Annotated in this window: 13 protein-coding genes; 8 read left to right on the top strand and 5 right to left on the bottom strand. The window is 71.0% G+C overall.

Going from position 1 to position 16139, the window contains the following annotated elements:
- Window positions 1–4: 4 nt before the first annotated feature.
- The 4 genes from KBX50_RS20920 to KBX50_RS20905 are packed head-to-tail and all read right to left on the bottom strand — an operon-like array spanning window position 5 to window position 4248.
- Window positions 5–946 (bottom strand): MerR family transcriptional regulator, encoded by a 942-nt coding sequence (locus KBX50_RS20920; RefSeq protein WP_210939045.1) that lies wholly within the window; start codon window positions 944–946, stop codon window positions 5–7.
- Complete coding sequence (gene idi / locus KBX50_RS20915) at window positions 936–1526, bottom strand: isopentenyl-diphosphate Delta-isomerase (RefSeq protein WP_210939044.1); 591 nt, start codon at window positions 1524–1526, stop codon at window positions 936–938. The genes KBX50_RS20920 and idi overlap by 11 nt, the downstream gene beginning before the upstream one ends.
- A gap of 55 nt (window positions 1527–1581) precedes the next feature.
- Window positions 1582–3063: a phytoene desaturase family protein gene (gene crtI / locus KBX50_RS20910; protein ID WP_210939043.1), complete on the bottom strand. Its 1482-nt coding sequence runs from the start codon at window positions 3061–3063 to the stop codon at window positions 1582–1584.
- A gap of 30 nt (window positions 3064–3093) precedes the next feature.
- On the bottom strand, window positions 3094–4248 hold the full coding sequence (locus KBX50_RS20905) for a polyprenyl synthetase family protein (protein ID WP_210939042.1): 1155 nt from the start codon (window positions 4246–4248) through the stop codon (window positions 3094–3096).
- A gap of 65 nt (window positions 4249–4313) precedes the next feature.
- Here KBX50_RS20905 and KBX50_RS20900 point away from each other — a divergent pair, with 65 nt between their 5' ends.
- Window positions 4314–5225, top strand: a complete 912-nt coding sequence (locus KBX50_RS20900; protein WP_210939041.1) for a phytoene/squalene synthase family protein — start codon at window positions 4314–4316, stop codon at window positions 5223–5225.
- On the top strand, window positions 5222–6544 hold the full coding sequence (locus KBX50_RS20895) for a deoxyribodipyrimidine photo-lyase (protein WP_210939040.1): 1323 nt from the start codon (window positions 5222–5224) through the stop codon (window positions 6542–6544). Before KBX50_RS20900 ends, KBX50_RS20895 begins: the two co-directional genes overlap by 4 nt.
- On the opposite strand, the gene KBX50_RS20890 is transcribed toward KBX50_RS20895, so the two are convergent.
- Entirely contained in the window at window positions 6541–7905 is a 1365-nt protein-coding gene (locus tag KBX50_RS20890) for an Nramp family divalent metal transporter (protein WP_210939038.1), read from the bottom strand. The two genes, KBX50_RS20895 and KBX50_RS20890, sit on opposite strands and share 4 nt — an antisense overlap.
- Window positions 7906–8065: 160 nt before the next feature.
- On the opposite strand from KBX50_RS20890, the gene KBX50_RS20885 reads away from it, so the two are divergent.
- From KBX50_RS20885 to KBX50_RS20860, 6 genes are all read left to right on the top strand, one after another.
- Window positions 8066–9544 (top strand): NAD(P)/FAD-dependent oxidoreductase, encoded by a 1479-nt coding sequence (locus tag KBX50_RS20885; protein ID WP_210939036.1) that lies wholly within the window; start codon window positions 8066–8068, stop codon window positions 9542–9544.
- 72 nt (window positions 9545–9616) lie between these two features.
- Window positions 9617–10618: a LacI family DNA-binding transcriptional regulator gene (locus tag KBX50_RS20880; protein ID WP_210939034.1), complete on the top strand. Its 1002-nt coding sequence runs from the start codon at window positions 9617–9619 to the stop codon at window positions 10616–10618.
- A gap of 448 nt (window positions 10619–11066) precedes the next feature.
- Window positions 11067–12446 (top strand): ABC transporter substrate-binding protein, encoded by a 1380-nt coding sequence (locus KBX50_RS20875; protein WP_210939032.1) that lies wholly within the window; start codon window positions 11067–11069, stop codon window positions 12444–12446.
- Window positions 12447–12523: 77 nt separating this feature from the next.
- Window positions 12524–13480 carry a carbohydrate ABC transporter permease gene (locus KBX50_RS20870; protein WP_210939031.1) on the top strand — a complete coding sequence of 319 codons (957 nt, stop codon included), beginning with the start codon at window positions 12524–12526 and terminating at the stop codon, window positions 13478–13480.
- Window positions 13481–13493: 13 nt separating this feature from the next.
- Window positions 13494–14381: a carbohydrate ABC transporter permease gene (locus KBX50_RS20865; RefSeq protein WP_210939030.1), complete on the top strand. Its 888-nt coding sequence runs from the start codon at window positions 13494–13496 to the stop codon at window positions 14379–14381.
- Window positions 14378–16045: a glycoside hydrolase family 13 protein gene (locus KBX50_RS20860; protein ID WP_210939029.1), complete on the top strand. Its 1668-nt coding sequence runs from the start codon at window positions 14378–14380 to the stop codon at window positions 16043–16045. The genes KBX50_RS20865 and KBX50_RS20860 overlap by 4 nt, the downstream gene beginning before the upstream one ends.
- Window positions 16046–16139: the final 94 nt, after the last annotated feature.

Below are 16139 nucleotides of genomic sequence, written 5' to 3'. Positions count from 1 at the left end.
CGGGTCAGGAGGCGGCCGGACGATTCAGTGAGTCGTGCACGGCGACGGTGAGGGAGACCGCCTCGCTCAGGTCGGCCGGGCGGACCACCCCGGTCGGCAGAGCCCGGGCCGGCCAGCCCGGCCCGGCTGCGAGCACCAGCATCGGCCGGCTCGACGCGGTGAGCAGTGCGGTGAGTTGGGCCGGCTCGGCGGTGGCCCGAGTCTGCGACCAGAGCACCACGGCGGCCGGACCGGTCCGGTCGATCGCGGCGAGCAGCGCCGGCGTCGGCACCCGGGCACCGAGCATCCGGTAGCCGACCCCGGCCTCGGCCAACGCTGCGGCAAGCGCCTCCAGCGGCAGGCTGTGCTGCTCCTCGTCGGCGCAGGAGAGCAGGACGCGGGGGGGCCCGGAAGCGGGGCCGGCGGACGCTGCCACGCTCAACGCCGCCGAGACGCACCGGGACACCAGGTGCTCGACCTCGATCAGCGCACCGGTGGCGGCGTGCCGCTCGCCGATGCCGACGAGCAGCGGGCGCAGCAGCCGGTCCCAGGTCGCGACCACGCCGTCGGTGGCGATGGCGCGGGAGATCGTTTCACTGATCGCCGCGGCGTCCAGGCGCATCGCGGCGCGGGCCAGCCCCCGGGCCGCCGGCCCGGCCCGGCCGACCGGGATGGTCGTACCACCGCCGTCCCGTCGCCGGCGTACGGCACGGGAGATGTCGACAGGCGCGAGGGCGTCGGGTGCCTGACGGGCCCAACGGGCCGCCTCGGCGGGGCTCACCCCTTCGGCGGTGAGCCGTCGCATCACTTCGAGCCGAGCCAGATCTGCCGCTGTGTAGCGCCGGTGGTGGCCCGGAATGTGCTGGCTGGGCCCGAGGCCGTACCGCTGATGCCAGGTGCGCAGTGTGGTCACCGCGACCCCCAGGCGCTGGGCGACCACGCCCGCGCTCAGCGCCTCATCGGCCACCCGGCCGCTCCGGCGCGTCGTAGGCCGGCTGCCCGGGCGGTTGCGAGGGTTGCAGCAGCCGATCCAGGACGCCACCCAGCCACGGCGCGTAGGTGTCGGGATCCTGGTGGAGCGCGGCGGCGAGCTGGGCCGGCTCGACCCAGCGCAGTTCCGCCACCTCGGTCGGCTCGGGTCGTAGTGACCCGTCGGGGTGGAACTCGCCGCGCAGGACATGGTCGTACTCGACCTCGACCCGCCCGGTGGCCGGATCCTCGGCGCGGTAGACGTAGACGCCGATCTCGCTCAACGGCACCGGCCCGGCACCCAACTCCTCTGCCAGCCGCCGGTTGGCGGCCTCGGCCAGGGCTTCGCCCGGCTGTGGATGGCCGCAGCAGGAGTTCGCCCAGCGTAACGGGAAGCGGGTCTTCGTCGCGGCGCGCCGCTGAAGCAGCACCCGGCCATCGGGTGCCACGAGCAGTACGGAGAACGCCCGGTGCAGCTGACCGGGCGGTTGATGGGCGGCGGCGACCGTGGCCTTCCCGACGGGCTGCCCGGTGTCGTCGACCAGTTCGACGAGGTGGCTCTCCCGGGACTGCGACATCAGCGCCACTCTCCGTTCCTGAGCGCAGGGCACGGCGCTGCCTCGTTCCTCGTGCTCACCGAGGCTCCCCGGTGATCCGGCTGGCGGCGAGCTTGCCGGAGATGAGCACCATCGGTACGCCGACACCGGGCTGGGTGCCTGAGCCGACGAACACCACGTTGGACAGTGAGCGGTGCAGGTTCGACGGTCGGAACGGGCCCGTCTGGAACAGGGTGTGCGCGGAGGCGAACGGCGTACCGGCCGCCATGCCCTGCTCGGCCCACTCCGCCGGGGTGATTGCCCGCAGCACCTCGACACCCGCGCCGAAGCCGACGTAGCCGCGCTCCTCCAACGTGGTGATGAGCTGGTCGGTGTAGCGGGCGGTGAGGTCACCGCGCCAGTCGAAGGGTGCCCGGTCGAGGTTCGGCACCGGCGCCAGCACGTAGTAGGTGTGGCGGCCGGTCGGTGCCACCGCCGGATCCGTCCGGCTCGGGTTGGTCACCAGCAGGGACGGGTCGGACATCAGGGTTCCGCGTCGGATGACCTCGTCGAAGGTGCCCTGCCAGGCCCGGCCGAAGTGGATGTTGTGGTGGGCGATTCGCCCGTACCCCTGGGTCGAGCCGACGTGCAGCACGACGCAGGAGGGTGAGTAGGTGAGCCGGCGCTGCCGGGCCGGCGGCAGCAGGTCGCGGTAGGCGACCGGGAGGTCGGGGTTGAGCACCACCGCGTCGGCCGGGACGAACTCCCCGTCGGCGGTCACCACCCCGGTGGCCCGCCCGTTCGCGGTCTCCACCCGGGTCACGGTGGTGCCGTACCGGATGCGCACGCCGTGCTTCTCGGCGGCGCCGGCCAACCCTCGGGAGACCGCGTGGATGCCGCCGCGCGGGAAGAAGACCCCGGCCACCGAGTCGAGGTACGCGATGACCGCGTAGATGGCCAGCGCGTCGTGCGGGGCGAGCCCGGCGTACATCGCCTGGAAGGAGAAGATCCGTCGGGTACGCGGATCCCGGAAGAACTGGTCGATCTTGGTTTGCAGCCGCCGGAAGGCGCCGGTGGCGACGAGTTTGAGCAGGTTGCCGGTGAGGAGGTCGGTCGGCGCGTCGAGATTGCGTTCGATGAAGTCGGCCCGCTCAAGTCGCCACAGGTTGCGGGCGAAGTCGACGAAACGCAGGTAGCCGTCGGCTTCCCGGGGCCCGCAGACCCGGGAGATCTCCGCCGCCATCGCGGTGGTGTCGGTGAGCACGTCCAGCGTGGAGCCGTCCGGATAGTAGGCACGGTAGGCCGGGTCGAGCGGCACCAGGTCGAGCCAGTCGGTCAGCTCCTCGCCCACCGCGGCGAGCGCCTCGGCGATGAGATCGGGCATGGTGAGCACCGTGGGGCCGGTGTCGAACTCGTAGCCGTCGACGCTGAGCCGACCGGCCCGCCCACCCGGCACCGGCTCGCGTTCCAGCACGGTCACCTGGCGCCCGCTGCCGGCCAGGTGCAGCGCGCAGGCCAGCCCGCCGAGCCCGGCCCCGACAACCACCACCCGATCAGTACGCCCGTCAACGGTCCGCACCGGCGACCACCTCTCTGTGCAGGAAGCCCATCATGCCCTCCGGTGCGTGGCGGCGGTCGCGAGGCCGACCAGCGCGGTACGGGCGGTCTCGTCGACGGCGACCGCGTCGAGCGCGGCAAGCGCGTCCTCGACCCGCTCGTCGATCATCCGTTCGATCCGTCGCACCGCGCCGGTGTCGAGCACGACCTCGGCGAGCCGGGCGATCTCCGGCTCGTCGGCGCGCCGGCCGGCACCATCCAGTGCCCGTAGCTGCGTCGGCGTGGCCAGTTCCCGGGCCAGGACGAGCAGCGCCGTCGGCTTGCCGGTACGCAGGTCGTCGCCGGCCGGTTTGCCGGTGGTGGTCGGGTCACCGAAGACACCGAGCAGATCGTCGCAGAGCTGGAAGGCCTCGCCGACGGCGAGGCCGTAGCGGGTGTACGCGGCGGCCAGCGCGCTGTCGCCGCCGACGCCGGCCAGGCTGGCGCCGAAGAGCAGCGGTCGTTGCACGGTGTAGCTGGCGGTCTTGTACCGGGCCACCCGGAGCGCCCGATCCACCGACCAGCTCTGCGGCTCGGTCTCGCCGAGGACGTCGAGATACTGCCCGGCGACCGTCTCCACCCGCATCCGGTCGTAGCCGCGCCGTACCTGGAACAGCCGGTCCGCCGGCAGGTCGGTGAGGGCCAGCAGCTGGTCGGCCCAGACCATGCACAGATCGCCGATGAGCACGGCGACCGCCTCGCCGAAGCGCCCCGAGTCGCCGTTGCGACCCGACGCGGCGTGTTGGGTGGCCACCGCCACATGGGCGGTAGGTCGGCCGCGCCGGGTGGCGGAGGCGTCCATCACGTCGTCGTGCACCAGCGCGAAGGTGTGCAGCACCTCCAAGGTGGCCAGGGCGGGCAGCACCGGGGTGACCGGGGTGTCACCGCCGACCGCGCCACGCCATCCCCAGTAGGCGAACGTTGGCCGGACCCGCTTTCCGCCGGAGAGGACGCAGTCGCGGGCGGTGGCGGCGAAGCCGCCCATCGCCGGGTCGATCGCGGCGAGCGCGTCGACCTCGGCGGTCAGGAACTCGGCCAGCGTGTTGTCGACGGCCGTGACGATGTCGCGCGTGTAGGCGGCCAGTACGGCAGCGATCGGGTCGTCTCCACCGACCGGCTGCTCAGGCACCACGCGGAGGAGGTTACCCGTTGGTCCGTCGCTGGCCATGCCGCCGAGCGTACCCTAAGGTCTCAAGTTGCGTCGATTGGTGCGTCGAATCAGAGGAGGGGCCGGTGGACCTGGATCTCGCCGCTGCCTACGACAGATGCCGTGAGCTGCACAGACGCCACGGCCGCACCTACTATCTCGCCACTCGGCTGCTGCCCGCATGGAAACGGCGGCATGTGCACGCCTTATATGGGTTCACCCGCTACGCCGACGAGATCGTCGATCAGACCGACGCCCTGCCACCGGCGGAGCGCGCGGCACGGCTGGACGACTGGGGGGGACGGTTCGTCGCCGGGCTGCACGGTGCCCGGGTGACCGACCCGCTGCTTCCAGCGGTGCTGCACACCATCGCCGTCTTCGACCTCGATCGGGAGGACTTCGCCTCGTTCCTCAAGAGCATGGCGATGGATCTGACCGTCACCTCCTACCGCACCTACGAGCACCTGCTGGACTACATGGAGGGATCGGCAGCGGTCATCGGCACGATGATGCTGCCCATCCTGGGCAGCTCCGATCCGGCGGCGGCCCGCGAGCCCGCCCGGCAGCTCGGCTTCGCGTTCCAGCTGACCAACTTCATCCGCGACGTCGGCGAGGACCTGGCCCGGGGGCGGACGTACCTGCCCGACGAGGACCTGGCCGCCTTCGGCGTGACCCGGGACGACCTGTTGGCCTGTCACGTCGCCGGGCGGGCCAGCGGGCCGGTGCGCGAACTGATCCGGTACGAGGTGACCCGCGCCCAGGCGCACTACGTCGCCGCAGCGCCGGGCGTGGTGCTGCTCGACGGTGCCTCGCAGGCCTGCATCCGCACCGCCTACCTGCTCTACGGGGGGATCCTCGACGAGGTGGCCGCCCAGGACTACGACGTCTTCGCTCGTCGCGCCACCGTCCCGCAGCGGCGTCGGCTGGGGGTGGCGACCCGCGCCCTGCTGACCCCGGCCGGCAGCCCGGTCGCCGTGCCTGGACCACGGCTGCGGTGAGTGGGCGTACCGTCGTCGTGTTGTTCACCCGTGACCTGCGGGTGCACGACCACCCGGCACTGGCGACCAGCTGCGCCGCCTTCGACCGCGTGGTGCCGCTGTACGTGCTGGACCCGGCGCTGGCGGAACTGTCGCCGAACCGCACCCGTTTCCTGCACCAGAGTCTTGCCGCGCTCCGCGAGGCGCTGCGTGCGCTCGGCGGTGACCTGGTGCTGCGGCACGGCGATCCGGTGGCCGAGACCATCCGGCTGGCCGGCGAGGTGGGCGCCGAGGCTGTCGCACTCTCCGCCGACGTCTCCCGGTACGCGGCCCGCCGGGCACGACGCCTGCGGGCCGAGTGCGACCGGCACCGACTGCATCTGAGGTTCTTCCCCGGCCTGACGGTGGTCGAGCCGGCAGAACTGACCCCGGGCGGCGGTGACCACTATCGGGTGTTCAGTCCGTACCACCGGGCGTGGAGCGCGCGATCGTGGCGGGAGGAACTGTCCGCACCGGTGACCGTGAGGTTGCCGGCCGGCGTGCCGGTCGGGCGTCTCCCGGCGCTGCCGCCGGGAGAGTCGCCGGACGTGGTGACCGGCGGAGAGGACGAGGCCCGGCGTCGGTTGGCGCGGTGGCTGCCCGACGTCGCGCGCTACGGTGACCGCCACGACGACATGGCCGGCGACGCCACCTCCCGGCTCAGTCCCTACCTGCGCTTCGGCTGCCTGTCACCGCTCACCGTGGCCAACGCGATCGATGACCGGGAGTCCCCGTTCGTCCGGCAGCTCTGCTGGCGCGACTTCTACCACCAGGTGACCGCCGCCTTCCCCGACCTGCCCCGCAAGGCGTACCGCCGCCGGGCGACCGAGCACTGGCGCTACGACGAGCAGGCCCTCGCCGCCTGGACCGAGGGCCGCACCGGCCTGCCGGTCGTGGACGCCGGCATGCGTCAGCTGCGGGCGCAAGGCTGGCTGCACAACCGGGCCCGGTTGATCACCGCCGGCTACCTCACCAAGTCGCTCGGGCTGGACTGGCGGGACGGACAGGCGGTCTACTTCCGGTGGCTGCTCGACGGCGACATCGCCGACAACTCGGGCAACTGGCAGTGGGTCGCCGGCACCGGAAACGACACCAGGCCGTACCGGGGGTTCAATCCGGTACGGCAGGCCGAGCGGTACGACCCCGATGGCGCGTACGTGCGGCGGTGGGTGCCCGAGCTGGCGTCGGTGACCGGTAGGGCGGTGCACCAGCCGTGGCGACTGCCGGAAGCGCTGCGTCGCACGCTCGACTACCCGCCACCGCTGGAGCCGCCCGGGGACACCCCGGTCTGGCTGCGCTAACCGAGCACCTGTTGCCACAGGTAGTACATCGCGAAACCGGTGAAGAACACGATGGCGATCACCACGAGCCCGGTGGCCACCCGACCCGCGCGCAGCGCGGACGGGAGCGTACGCCGGTTGAGCCAGAGCACGAGGGCCGCGACGAGGGGAATGTGCAGGGCCTCGATCGACCCCGCGACGGTCAGCAGTCCCACCGGGTCACCGAAGATGAGGAACACCGCGAACGGCAGCACCGCGAGCCAGCCGACGACGGCGACCCGACCGATGACCGCCGGGCGGGCCCATGGCCGCTGCGCGAGGTGGGACGGCAGGGCCTTGCGGATGCCGTCGGTGTACAGCCGCTTCCAGCCGTCGATGTTTGTCAGCGTGGCCGTCCAGAAGGCCGAGATGAGGCCCACCACCATCAACCAGAACCCGACACTGCCGAAAACCTCACTGAACAGCGTGGTCAGGTCGCGGGCGACGTCGGACTCCGCGGGCACGATGCCCTCCGGACGCAGCAGCTCCGCACCGAGCACGAGGAAGGCGACCGTGATGATCCCGACGCCTACCACGGCGAACGTCGAGTCGAGCGTCATGGTCCGCAGCCACTGACGTACCCGGGCCACCTGACCGTCGTCCAGGCCGCGCGGGTCGAGCCGGGTCGGCTGCTCCAGGGCACCGACACCCACGCCCTTCGCCGCGACCCAGTACGAGTACCACATCAGCCCGGCGGCACCGTTGGACAGGAAACCCAGCCAGGGCAGGATGTCGGCGACCACGAGATCCTCGGGCACGGTGGGCACCACACCCGATGCCGCCTCGCCGAGGTCGGGGCCGACGAGGACGGCGGCCACGACGACCCCGACCGCCAGCAGCAGCCCGATGACCCGGGACACCCACTCCACCCCGGTGTACTGGCCGAACAGCACCAGACCAGCCGCCGCCGCGATGACCACCGCCGTCCAGAGTTGGATCGGACCGGGTACGGCCAGGGTGAAGGCGCTGCCGGCGGCGCTTGCGATGCCGGCGATGGCGGCGACGCCGACCACCAGCTGCGGCACCAGGATCACCCACAGCGCCCAACCGCGCGGGCCCGGCAGCTCCGCCATTCCACTGAGCAACCGCCGGCCGGTCACCACGCTGTAGCGTCCGATCTCCCGGGTCACGAAGAGCTTGAGCAGCAGGGCCGCGATCAGCGCCCACAGCAACGCGTACCCGTACTGGGCGCCGACCCGGGGCGTGAACAGCAGCTCTCCGGTGGCCAGGGCGGCCAGCGCCCAGAGCACGCCGGGGCCGATGTAGCCGAGTTTGGCGCGGCCGGTCGGCGGCTCCGGCACCATCTTCCTTGCTTCGCCACCGCTCACCAGAGCCTGTTCCACCACCCGCTCCCTTCGATCGTCGGCTCCTGCTTGCCTTGGACCTACCCGCGGGGCCCTGCGTCCTATCGGGCAGTCACCGATCGGTCGGGTCCGGGGCCCTTTTCGTCGACGGTGGCGTGGCCGGGTGGCCGGGGGCGGTTCGGTGCGCGATGCTGGCGGCATGGCGGAGCCGGAACTGGTGGACGTGGTGGTGCTCGGGCTCGGAGTGGGCGGCGAGGAGGTGGCCGGTCGGCTCGCGGAGGCTGGGCTCACCGTGGTCGGCGTCGAGCGCAACCTGGTCGGCGGGGAGTGCCCGTACTGGGGGTGCGTCCCGAGCAAGATGATGATCCGGGCGGCGAACGCCATCGCCGAGGCCCGCCGGGTCGACGGCCTCGGCGGCACCGCGCAGGTCACCCCGGACTGGGCGCCGGTGGCGAAGCGGATCCGCGCGGAGGCCACCGACGACTGGGACGACCGGGTGGCGGTGCAGCGGTTCACCGGCAAGGGCGGACGCTTCGTACGCGGCAGCGGCCGACTCGACGGTCCGGGTCGGGTGCGGGTCGGTGAGCAGGTCTTCCAGGCGCGCCACGGGATCGTGCTGGGCACCGGCACCCGACCGTCGGTGCCGCCGGTGGACGGGTTGGCGGACACTCCGTACTGGACCAACCGCGAGGCCATCGAGGTCGAGGAACTGCCCGGGTCGCTGCTGGTGCTGGGCGGCGGCGCGATCGGGCTGGAGCTGGCTCAGGTGTTCGCCCGCTTCGGCGTACGGGTCACCGTGGTGGAGGCGCTCGACCGGGTACTGGCCGTCGAGGAGCCGGAGTCGTCGGAGGCGGCGGCCGCCGCGTTGCGGGCCGACGGGGTGGAGATCCATACCGGGGTCAAGGCCGCTCGGATCGAGCACGGTGCCGCCGGCTTCACCCTGCGCGGCACCGGGGGCGAGGAGTTCACCGCCGAGCGGCTGCTGGTGGTGACCGGCCGCCGCGCCCACCTGGACGAACTCGGGCTGGACACGGTCGGCGTCGACGCGAGTGGGCGGTACCTGCCGGTGGACGACCGGCTGCACGTCACTGAGGGAATCTGGGCGGTCGGCGACGTCACCGGCGAGGGTGCCTTCACTCACATCGCGATGTATCAGGCGTCCATCGTGGTCGCCGACGTGCTCGACCACATGCGGCGGTCGCAGGGCGGCGCGGACCCGAGCGGTACGGCAAGCGTGGTCGGGGGCGCGGTCGGCGTGGCCAGTTCGCTGGCCGCCACCGGATCGAGCGGTTCGGCGGGATCGGTGCCCCGCGCCGACTACCGGGCGCTGCCCCGGGTCACCTTCACCGATCCGGAGATCGGTGCGGTCGGCCTCACCGAGCAGCAGGCCCGCGAACGCGGTATCAACGTGCAGGTCGGCTTCACCCGGCTGTCGTCGTCCGCCCGTGGCTGGATCCACAAGACAGACGAGGATGGCTTCATCAAGCTCATCGCCGACGCCGACCAGGGGGTGTTGATCGGAGCCACCTCGGCCGGACCGGCCGGCGGCGAGGTGCTGTCCGGCCTGGTCGTGGCCGTGCACGCGGCCGTCCCGCTGAGCCAACTCCGGCACATGATCTACGCGTACCCGACCTTCCACCGGGCGATCTCCGACGCGCTGCGCAATCTCGGACAGTGACCCGATAGAACACGTCAGCCGACGGCAGTCGGCTGTTCTGTTTTTGCAGAGTTTCGGCGTACGATTGCGGCCGTGACGAAACGACTGACCGAGGTCGCCCGCAAGGCTGGCGTCAGCGAAGCCACCGTGAGTCGCGTGCTCAACGGCCGCGACGGCGTGGCCGAGGCGACCCGGACGGCGGTGCTCACCGCCTTGGACGTGCTCGGTTACGAGCGACCGAGCAAGCTGCGTGGTGAACGCGCCCGACTGGTCGGGCTGGTGCTGCCCGAGCTGCAGAATCCGATCTTCCCGGCGCTCGCCGAGGTGGTCACCGGCTCGCTGGCCCAACGCGGCTTCACCCCGGCGCTGTGCGCCCGCACCATCGGTGGCGTCTCCGAGTCCGCGTACGTCGAGATGCTGCTGGACCATCAGGTCTCCGGCGTCATCTTCGCCGGCGGCTCGTACGCGCTGGCCGACGCGTCGCACGAGCACTATCGCCGGTTGACCGACCGGGGGCTGCCGGTGGTGCTGGTGAACGCGGGCGTGGACGAACTCGGCTTCCCCCGGGTCTCCACCGACGACGCGGTCGCGGTCGAGCAGGCGTACGGTCACCTGCGCTCGCTGGGCCACGAGCGGATCGGCCTGGTGCTCGGCCCCGAGGACCATGTGCCGTCGCGGCGGAAGTTGACCGCGATGGGCCGCGTCACGGGTTGGAGCGAGGGGACCGACTGGGTCGAGCGTTCCAGCTTCTCGATGGAGGGTGCCCGGGTCGCGGCGACCAAGCTGGTCGACCGGGGGGTCACCGGGATCATCTGCGCCAGCGACGTGTTGGCCCTGGGCGCCATTCGCGCGGTGCGCCGGCTCGGTCTTTCGGTGCCCGACGACGTCTCGGTGGTGGGCTACGACGACTCGGCCTTCATGACCTGCACCGATCCGCCGCTGACCACCGTCCGACAGCCGATCGAGACGATGGGGCAGGCGGCCGTGGACCTGCTGGTCACCCAGATCGAGGGCGGGGGTGTGCTCACCGACGAGTTGCTCTTCGAGCCGGAACTGGTGGTGCGCGGCTCGACCGCGCCCACGCCCCGCCGCTGACGCGCACCGGCACTGCCGGAGATCGACGTGACCTGCCCGGATGAGTGACATCCGCCCGTCGGCGACGAGCCGGCGGTACCGCGCACCGTCGCCGACCTGACCGACCCCTTCCCGCTCCGCTGAAGCCCGTTCCCGGCCGCCGACCGCTACCCGCGGTCGGCGGCCGTTTCGGCGTTGCCGTGCTCCGCTCATCCGGTCTGTCGGTGTCGCTGACCCGCGACGGTCTCTGTCTGACGGTGCTCAGTCGAATAGTTGCAATCAAAAATCCAAACCTTGCTGGATTGAGTCGCCGCCGTTACAGTGACTCCACTCACACCTGGCCGCCGACGCGTGACGGAAGGTCAGGGCGAAGCGCGGACACCGATCACCAGCAGGGCTTCGCGGCGAGGGACACCAACCGCCGATCACCGACTTTCACCCAGACACCCGTTCCCGAAGGGATGGACAGATGTCCGTACCGCAGTACCGGAAGGCAGTGGCGTTGACACTCGTGGCCGGGCTGGGGCTCGGCCTCGCGGCCTGCTCCACCAAGAGCGACGACGCCAGTGGCGACGCGAGCGGCAAGGTCACCATCACCGTCGACTGCCAGCCGGTCGGCGCCCAGAAAGAGCTGCTGCAGAACTGGAACGCCGACGTCGCCGAGTTCCAACGGCAGAATCCCGACATCGTCGTCAAGAGCGTGAGCGTCGGCGAGCAGTGCAACAACCCGCCGGACTTCACCGCCCGCCTGGCCGGCGGCACGGTGACCGACGTGTTCTACGGGTACATGACCGATCTTCAGCAGGTACTCGACTCCGGCCAGGCCATGGACATCACCGAGTACGCCACCACGGACACCATCCCCACCTGGGACAGCGTCGACCCGGCACTCAAGGAGGTCTTCACCGACGGCGGAAAGCTCTACGCCGTACCGGTGAAGAACTACTCGATGGGCCTGGTCTACAACAAGGTGCTGTTCCAGCGGGCCGGCCTCGACGTGAACAGCCCGCCGAAGACGTGGGCCGAGGTCCGCGACGCGGCCAAGAAGATCTCCGCGCTCGGCGACGGCATCGCCGGTTACGCGGAATACAGCGCCGGCAACACCGGGGGCTGGCACTTCACCGCCCTGCTCTACTCGCAGGGTGGTCAGGTGCTGACCGCCGACGGCAGCAGGGCCGACTTCAACAACGCCCTGGGCCGGCAGGTCCTCCAGAACCTCAAGGACATGCGCTACGGCGACGACAGCATGGGCGATCGTCAGCTGCTCCAGTGGGGTGACCTGTTGACCAACGCGGGCGCCGGCAAGGTCGGCATGTTCATCGGCGCGCCGGACGCCACCCAAGCGATCGTCAGTCAGTTCCAGGGCAAGTTCGAGGACTGGGCGATGGGGCCGCTGCCCGGCCAGGACGGCCCGGCCAAGGGCACGCTCGGCGGCGGCGAAGGCTACTTCTTCAAGAAGGACCTCACCCCGGAACAGGTCCGCGCCGGTCTCAAGTGGATCGCGTTCCAGAAGCTCACGCCCGGCAAGGGCCAACTCGACTACGCCCGGGCCAAGCCGCAGAACTACCCGGTCGGTCTGCCGCAGCCGTTGCTGTTCACCAACGGCAGCGCGGCGCAGCAGCAGGAACTGGAACTACGCAAGGCGAACGCCAACGTCGACACCGCGAACTTCGCGAACTTCGAGGCGAACCCGGTCCCGATCAAGGGTGAACCACGCAACGCGCAGTCGATCTACGCGGTGCTGGACGCGGTGATGTCCGGCGTGCTGACGAACCCGGACGCGAACATCGACACGCTGCTCGCGACCGCTGAGGACAAGGTCAACAAGCTCCTCGCCGCGGAGAGCTGAGCGCCGGGGCGGGGGCGGCGAACCGGCCCCCGCCCCGACCGCGCCCGTCGTCCGGTCATCCACCCACGGGAGTCGTCTTGACGATCACCACCGCCCCCGGCGCTGTCGGAGCAGCGGACCGCCCCACATCGTCGCCGCCGGCCGGGTCGCGGCGGACCAGCCTCGGCCGCAAGGTCCGGGACCACCTCACCGGGCACGCGTTCCTGATCGGAGCGGTGCTCTGCTTCGCGGTCTTCTCCTGGTACCCGATGGTCCGGGGCGTCGTGATGAGCTTCCAGCGGACCCGGCGCGGCGAGACCACCTGGGTCGGCTGGGACAACTACCTCCGGATCCTCGACGACCCCAGCTTCTGGACCGCATGGCAGAACACCTTCTACTTCACCGCCCTCGCCCTCGTCCTCGGGTACGCGGTGCCGTTCCTCGTGGCGATCCTGCTCAACGAGTTCCGTCACGCCCGGGGATACCTGAGGATCCTGGTCTACCTGCCGGTGATGCTGCCGCCCGCCTCGGCGCTGTTCCTGTTCAAGTTCTACGCGTACGACCCCAGCGACGCGGGGCTGTTCAACGCGATCCTCAAAGCGCTGGGCCTGCCCACGTCGCAATGGATGCAGTCACCGGAGATGACGATGCCAGCGATGGTGATCGCCTCCACCTGGATGAACATGGGCAGCGCGGTACTGATCTACCTTGCCGCGTTGCAGAACATCCCGGGCGAGCTCTACGAGGCGGCCGAACTGGACGGGGCCGGGATCTGGCGACGAATCCGGCACGTCACCATCCCGCAGACCCGGCTGATTCTCGCGCTGCTGGCGATGCTCCAGATCGTCGCCACCATGCAGCTCTTCATCGAGCCGCTGATCCTCGCCAACGGCGCGGGCGCGGAGGACTCGGCGACGTCGGTCGCGTACCTCATCTACCAGCACGGGTTCTTCCAGAACGATCTCAACGGCGCGGCCGCACTCGGCGTGATCATGCTGGTGGTGCTGGCCGGCTTCTCCGCCGTCTACCTGCGGCTCACCGCGAAACAGGACTAGGAGGGGACCACCCATGGCACAGGACACCGGGACCCGGACCCTCATCTCCCAGGCCCAACTCCGGCGCGGACGCGGGCGGGCGATCTACTGGATGCTGCTCGCCGTCGTGCTCGTCGGATTCACGCTGGTCTTCCTCGGACCGCTCTACTGGATGGTCACCGGAGCGCTCAAGTCCGGCCAGGAGATCGCGCAGACCCCACCGTCGCTGATCCCGCAGGACCTGCAGTGGCAGAACTACGCCGACGCCTGGCACCACCTGGACCTGGCCAAGCTGCTGTTCAACACCTTCTACTACGCGACCGGCGCGGTGCTGTTCCAACTGGTCTTCGACACGGCCGCGGCGTACGCCCTGTCGAAGCTCCGCCCGGTCCTCGGCAACGTGATTCTCGGCATGATGCTGGCGACCCTGATGATCCCGGCGATGGTCCTCATCGTCCCGCAGTACGTGACCGTGATCGACCTGCCGATCCTGCACATCAGCCTGCTCGACTCACCGTTCGCGATCTGGCTTCCCCTGGTCGCCAACGCGTTCAACATCTTCCTGCTGAAGAGGTTCTTCGACTCGATACCGGAGGACCTGATGGCGGCGGCGCTGATGGACGGGGCGACGCCGTTGCGCACGCTCTGGTCGATCGTCCTACCGATGTCACGGCCCATCCTCGGCGTCGTCTCGATCTTCGCGGTTACCGCGGTCTGGAAGGACTTCCTCTGGCCGAAGCTGGTCATGCCGTCGCCGGAAACCCGCACGGTCAGCGTGGGGATCTACGCCTTCGCCGGCGGTACGCCGATGAACGTGGTGATCGCCGCGTCGGTGATCGCCGCGATACCAACGGTCGTCATCTTCCTGATCTTCCAGCGGAACATCATGTCCGGCCTCACCACGGGCGGTCTCAAGGGATGACCCCCGACCCCAGAAAGCAGGTGCGCGTGTCCGCAGCAGACAGTTGGGCGTGGTGGCGGGAAGCGGTGATCTACCAGGTGTACCCGCGTAGCTTCGCCGACGGCGACGGCGACGGCATCGGTGACATCGCCGGCATTCGAGCCCGGCTGAACTACCTGTCGGGGCTCGGCATCGACGCCATCTGGTTCAGCCCCTGGTACCCGTCCCCGATGGCCGACGCCGGCTACGACGTCGCCGACCACCGCGACATCGACCCGGTCTTCGGCAGCCTGGCCGAGGCGGAGGCGCTGATCGCGGAAGCACACGCGCTGGGTGTTCGGACGATCGTCGACGTGGTGCCGAACCACTGCTCCGCCGCACACCCGTGGTTCCAGGCGGCCCTTGCCGGCGGCCCGGGAGCACCGGAGCGGGAACTGTTCTGGTTCCGGCCCGGGCGCGGCCCGAGCGGCGACCAGCGGCCGACCGACTGGGTGGGCGAGTTCGGTGGACCGACCTGGACCCGGACCACCAACCCGGACGGCACCCCCGGTGACTGGTACCTGCACCTGTTCGCTCCGGAACAGCCGGACCTCAACTGGGACCACCCCCGGGTACGCGCCGAGTTCGAGGACATCCTGCGGTTCTGGTTCGACCGGGGCGTCGACGGCATCCGGATCGACTCGGCCGGACTGCTGGTCAAGGACGCGACGCTGCCCGAGATCGTGGCGGACCGGCCGCACCCGTTCCACGACGTCGACGGAGTGCACGAGATCTACCGGGACTGGCGACGGATCGCCGACGCGTACCCCGGAGACCGGGCCCTGATCGGTGAGGTGTGGCTGCCGGACCGTCAGCGCTTCGCCCGGTACCTGCGTCCGGACGAACTGCACGCCGCGTTCAACTTCGACTTCCTCGGCTGCGCCTGGGACGCCGCAGCGTTGCGCGAGAGCATCGACGGCACGCTGAGCGCACATGCGCCCGTCGGGGCGCCCGCGACCTGGGTGCTCGCCAACCACGACGTCACCCGGCAGGTGACCCGCTACGGCCGGGCGGACACCACGTTCAGTTTCGCGGCCAAGCGCGAGGGGATCCCCACCGACCTGGAGCTGGGCACCCGCCGCGCGCGGGCCGCCGCGTTGCTGTCGCTGTCGCTGCCCGGTGCCGCCTACGTCTACCAGGGTGAGGAACTGGGCCTGTGGGAGGTCGAGGACATCCCGCACACGCTCCGGCAGGACCCGATGTTCGTCCGCTCCGGCGGGGTCGATCCGGGCCGCGACGGCTGCCGGGTTCCGCTGCCGTGGTCGGGTGACTCGCCGCCCTTCGGCTTCAGCCCCGACCACGCGAGCGGCGCACCGTGGCTGCCCCAACCCGCCGACTGGAAGGACCGCACAGCCCGGGCGCAGGCCGATGACCCGCACTCGATGCTGGAGCTGTACCGGGCAGCGATCGCGCTTCGGCGTACCGAGGCGGCGCTCGGCGACGGGACGCTCACCTGGCTGCCCGCACCGGAGGGCGTCCTGGCCTTCCGGCGGGAACCCGGGTTCACCTGCCTGGTCAATCTCTCCGCCGGGTCGGTGCCGCTGCCACCGCACACCCGGAAGCTGCTGGCCAGCGGCCCGCTCGACGACGACGGGCTGCCCCCCGACACCGCCATCTGGCTGCGCACCCCAACCCACCCCGAGTGACCCCCCGCCCACCGCGCCGCGTCCCTGCGCCGCGCCCCTGCGCCGCGCTGCGCCCCTGCGCCGCGCCCCTGCGCCGCGCCGCGCCCCTGCGCCG

Origin of the sequence: Micromonospora sp. C51, from assembly GCF_018070435.1 — a bacterium.
Lineage (GTDB): Bacteria > Actinomycetota > Actinomycetes > Mycobacteriales > Micromonosporaceae > Micromonospora > Micromonospora sediminimaris.
The sequence above is the reverse complement of the archived record's forward strand: the minus strand, read 5'-3'. Positions and strand labels throughout refer to the sequence as shown.

Coding starts and splice junctions, on each gene's coding strand:
- idi (WP_210939044.1), bottom strand. CDS start 1,526: ATGTCGCAGTCCCGGGAGAGCCACCTCGTCGAACTGGTCGACGACACC.
- KBX50_RS20905 (WP_210939042.1), bottom strand. CDS start 4,248: ATGGCCAGCGACGGACCAACGGGTAACCTCCTCCGCGTGGTGCCTGAG.
- KBX50_RS20885 (WP_210939036.1), top strand. CDS start 8,066: ATGGCGGAGCCGGAACTGGTGGACGTGGTGGTGCTCGGGCTCGGAGTG.
- KBX50_RS20875 (WP_210939032.1), top strand. CDS start 11,067: ATGTCCGTACCGCAGTACCGGAAGGCAGTGGCGTTGACACTCGTGGCC.
- KBX50_RS20865 (WP_210939030.1), top strand. CDS start 13,494: ATGGCACAGGACACCGGGACCCGGACCCTCATCTCCCAGGCCCAACTC.
- KBX50_RS20860 (WP_210939029.1), top strand. CDS start 14,378: ATGACCCCCGACCCCAGAAAGCAGGTGCGCGTGTCCGCAGCAGACAGT.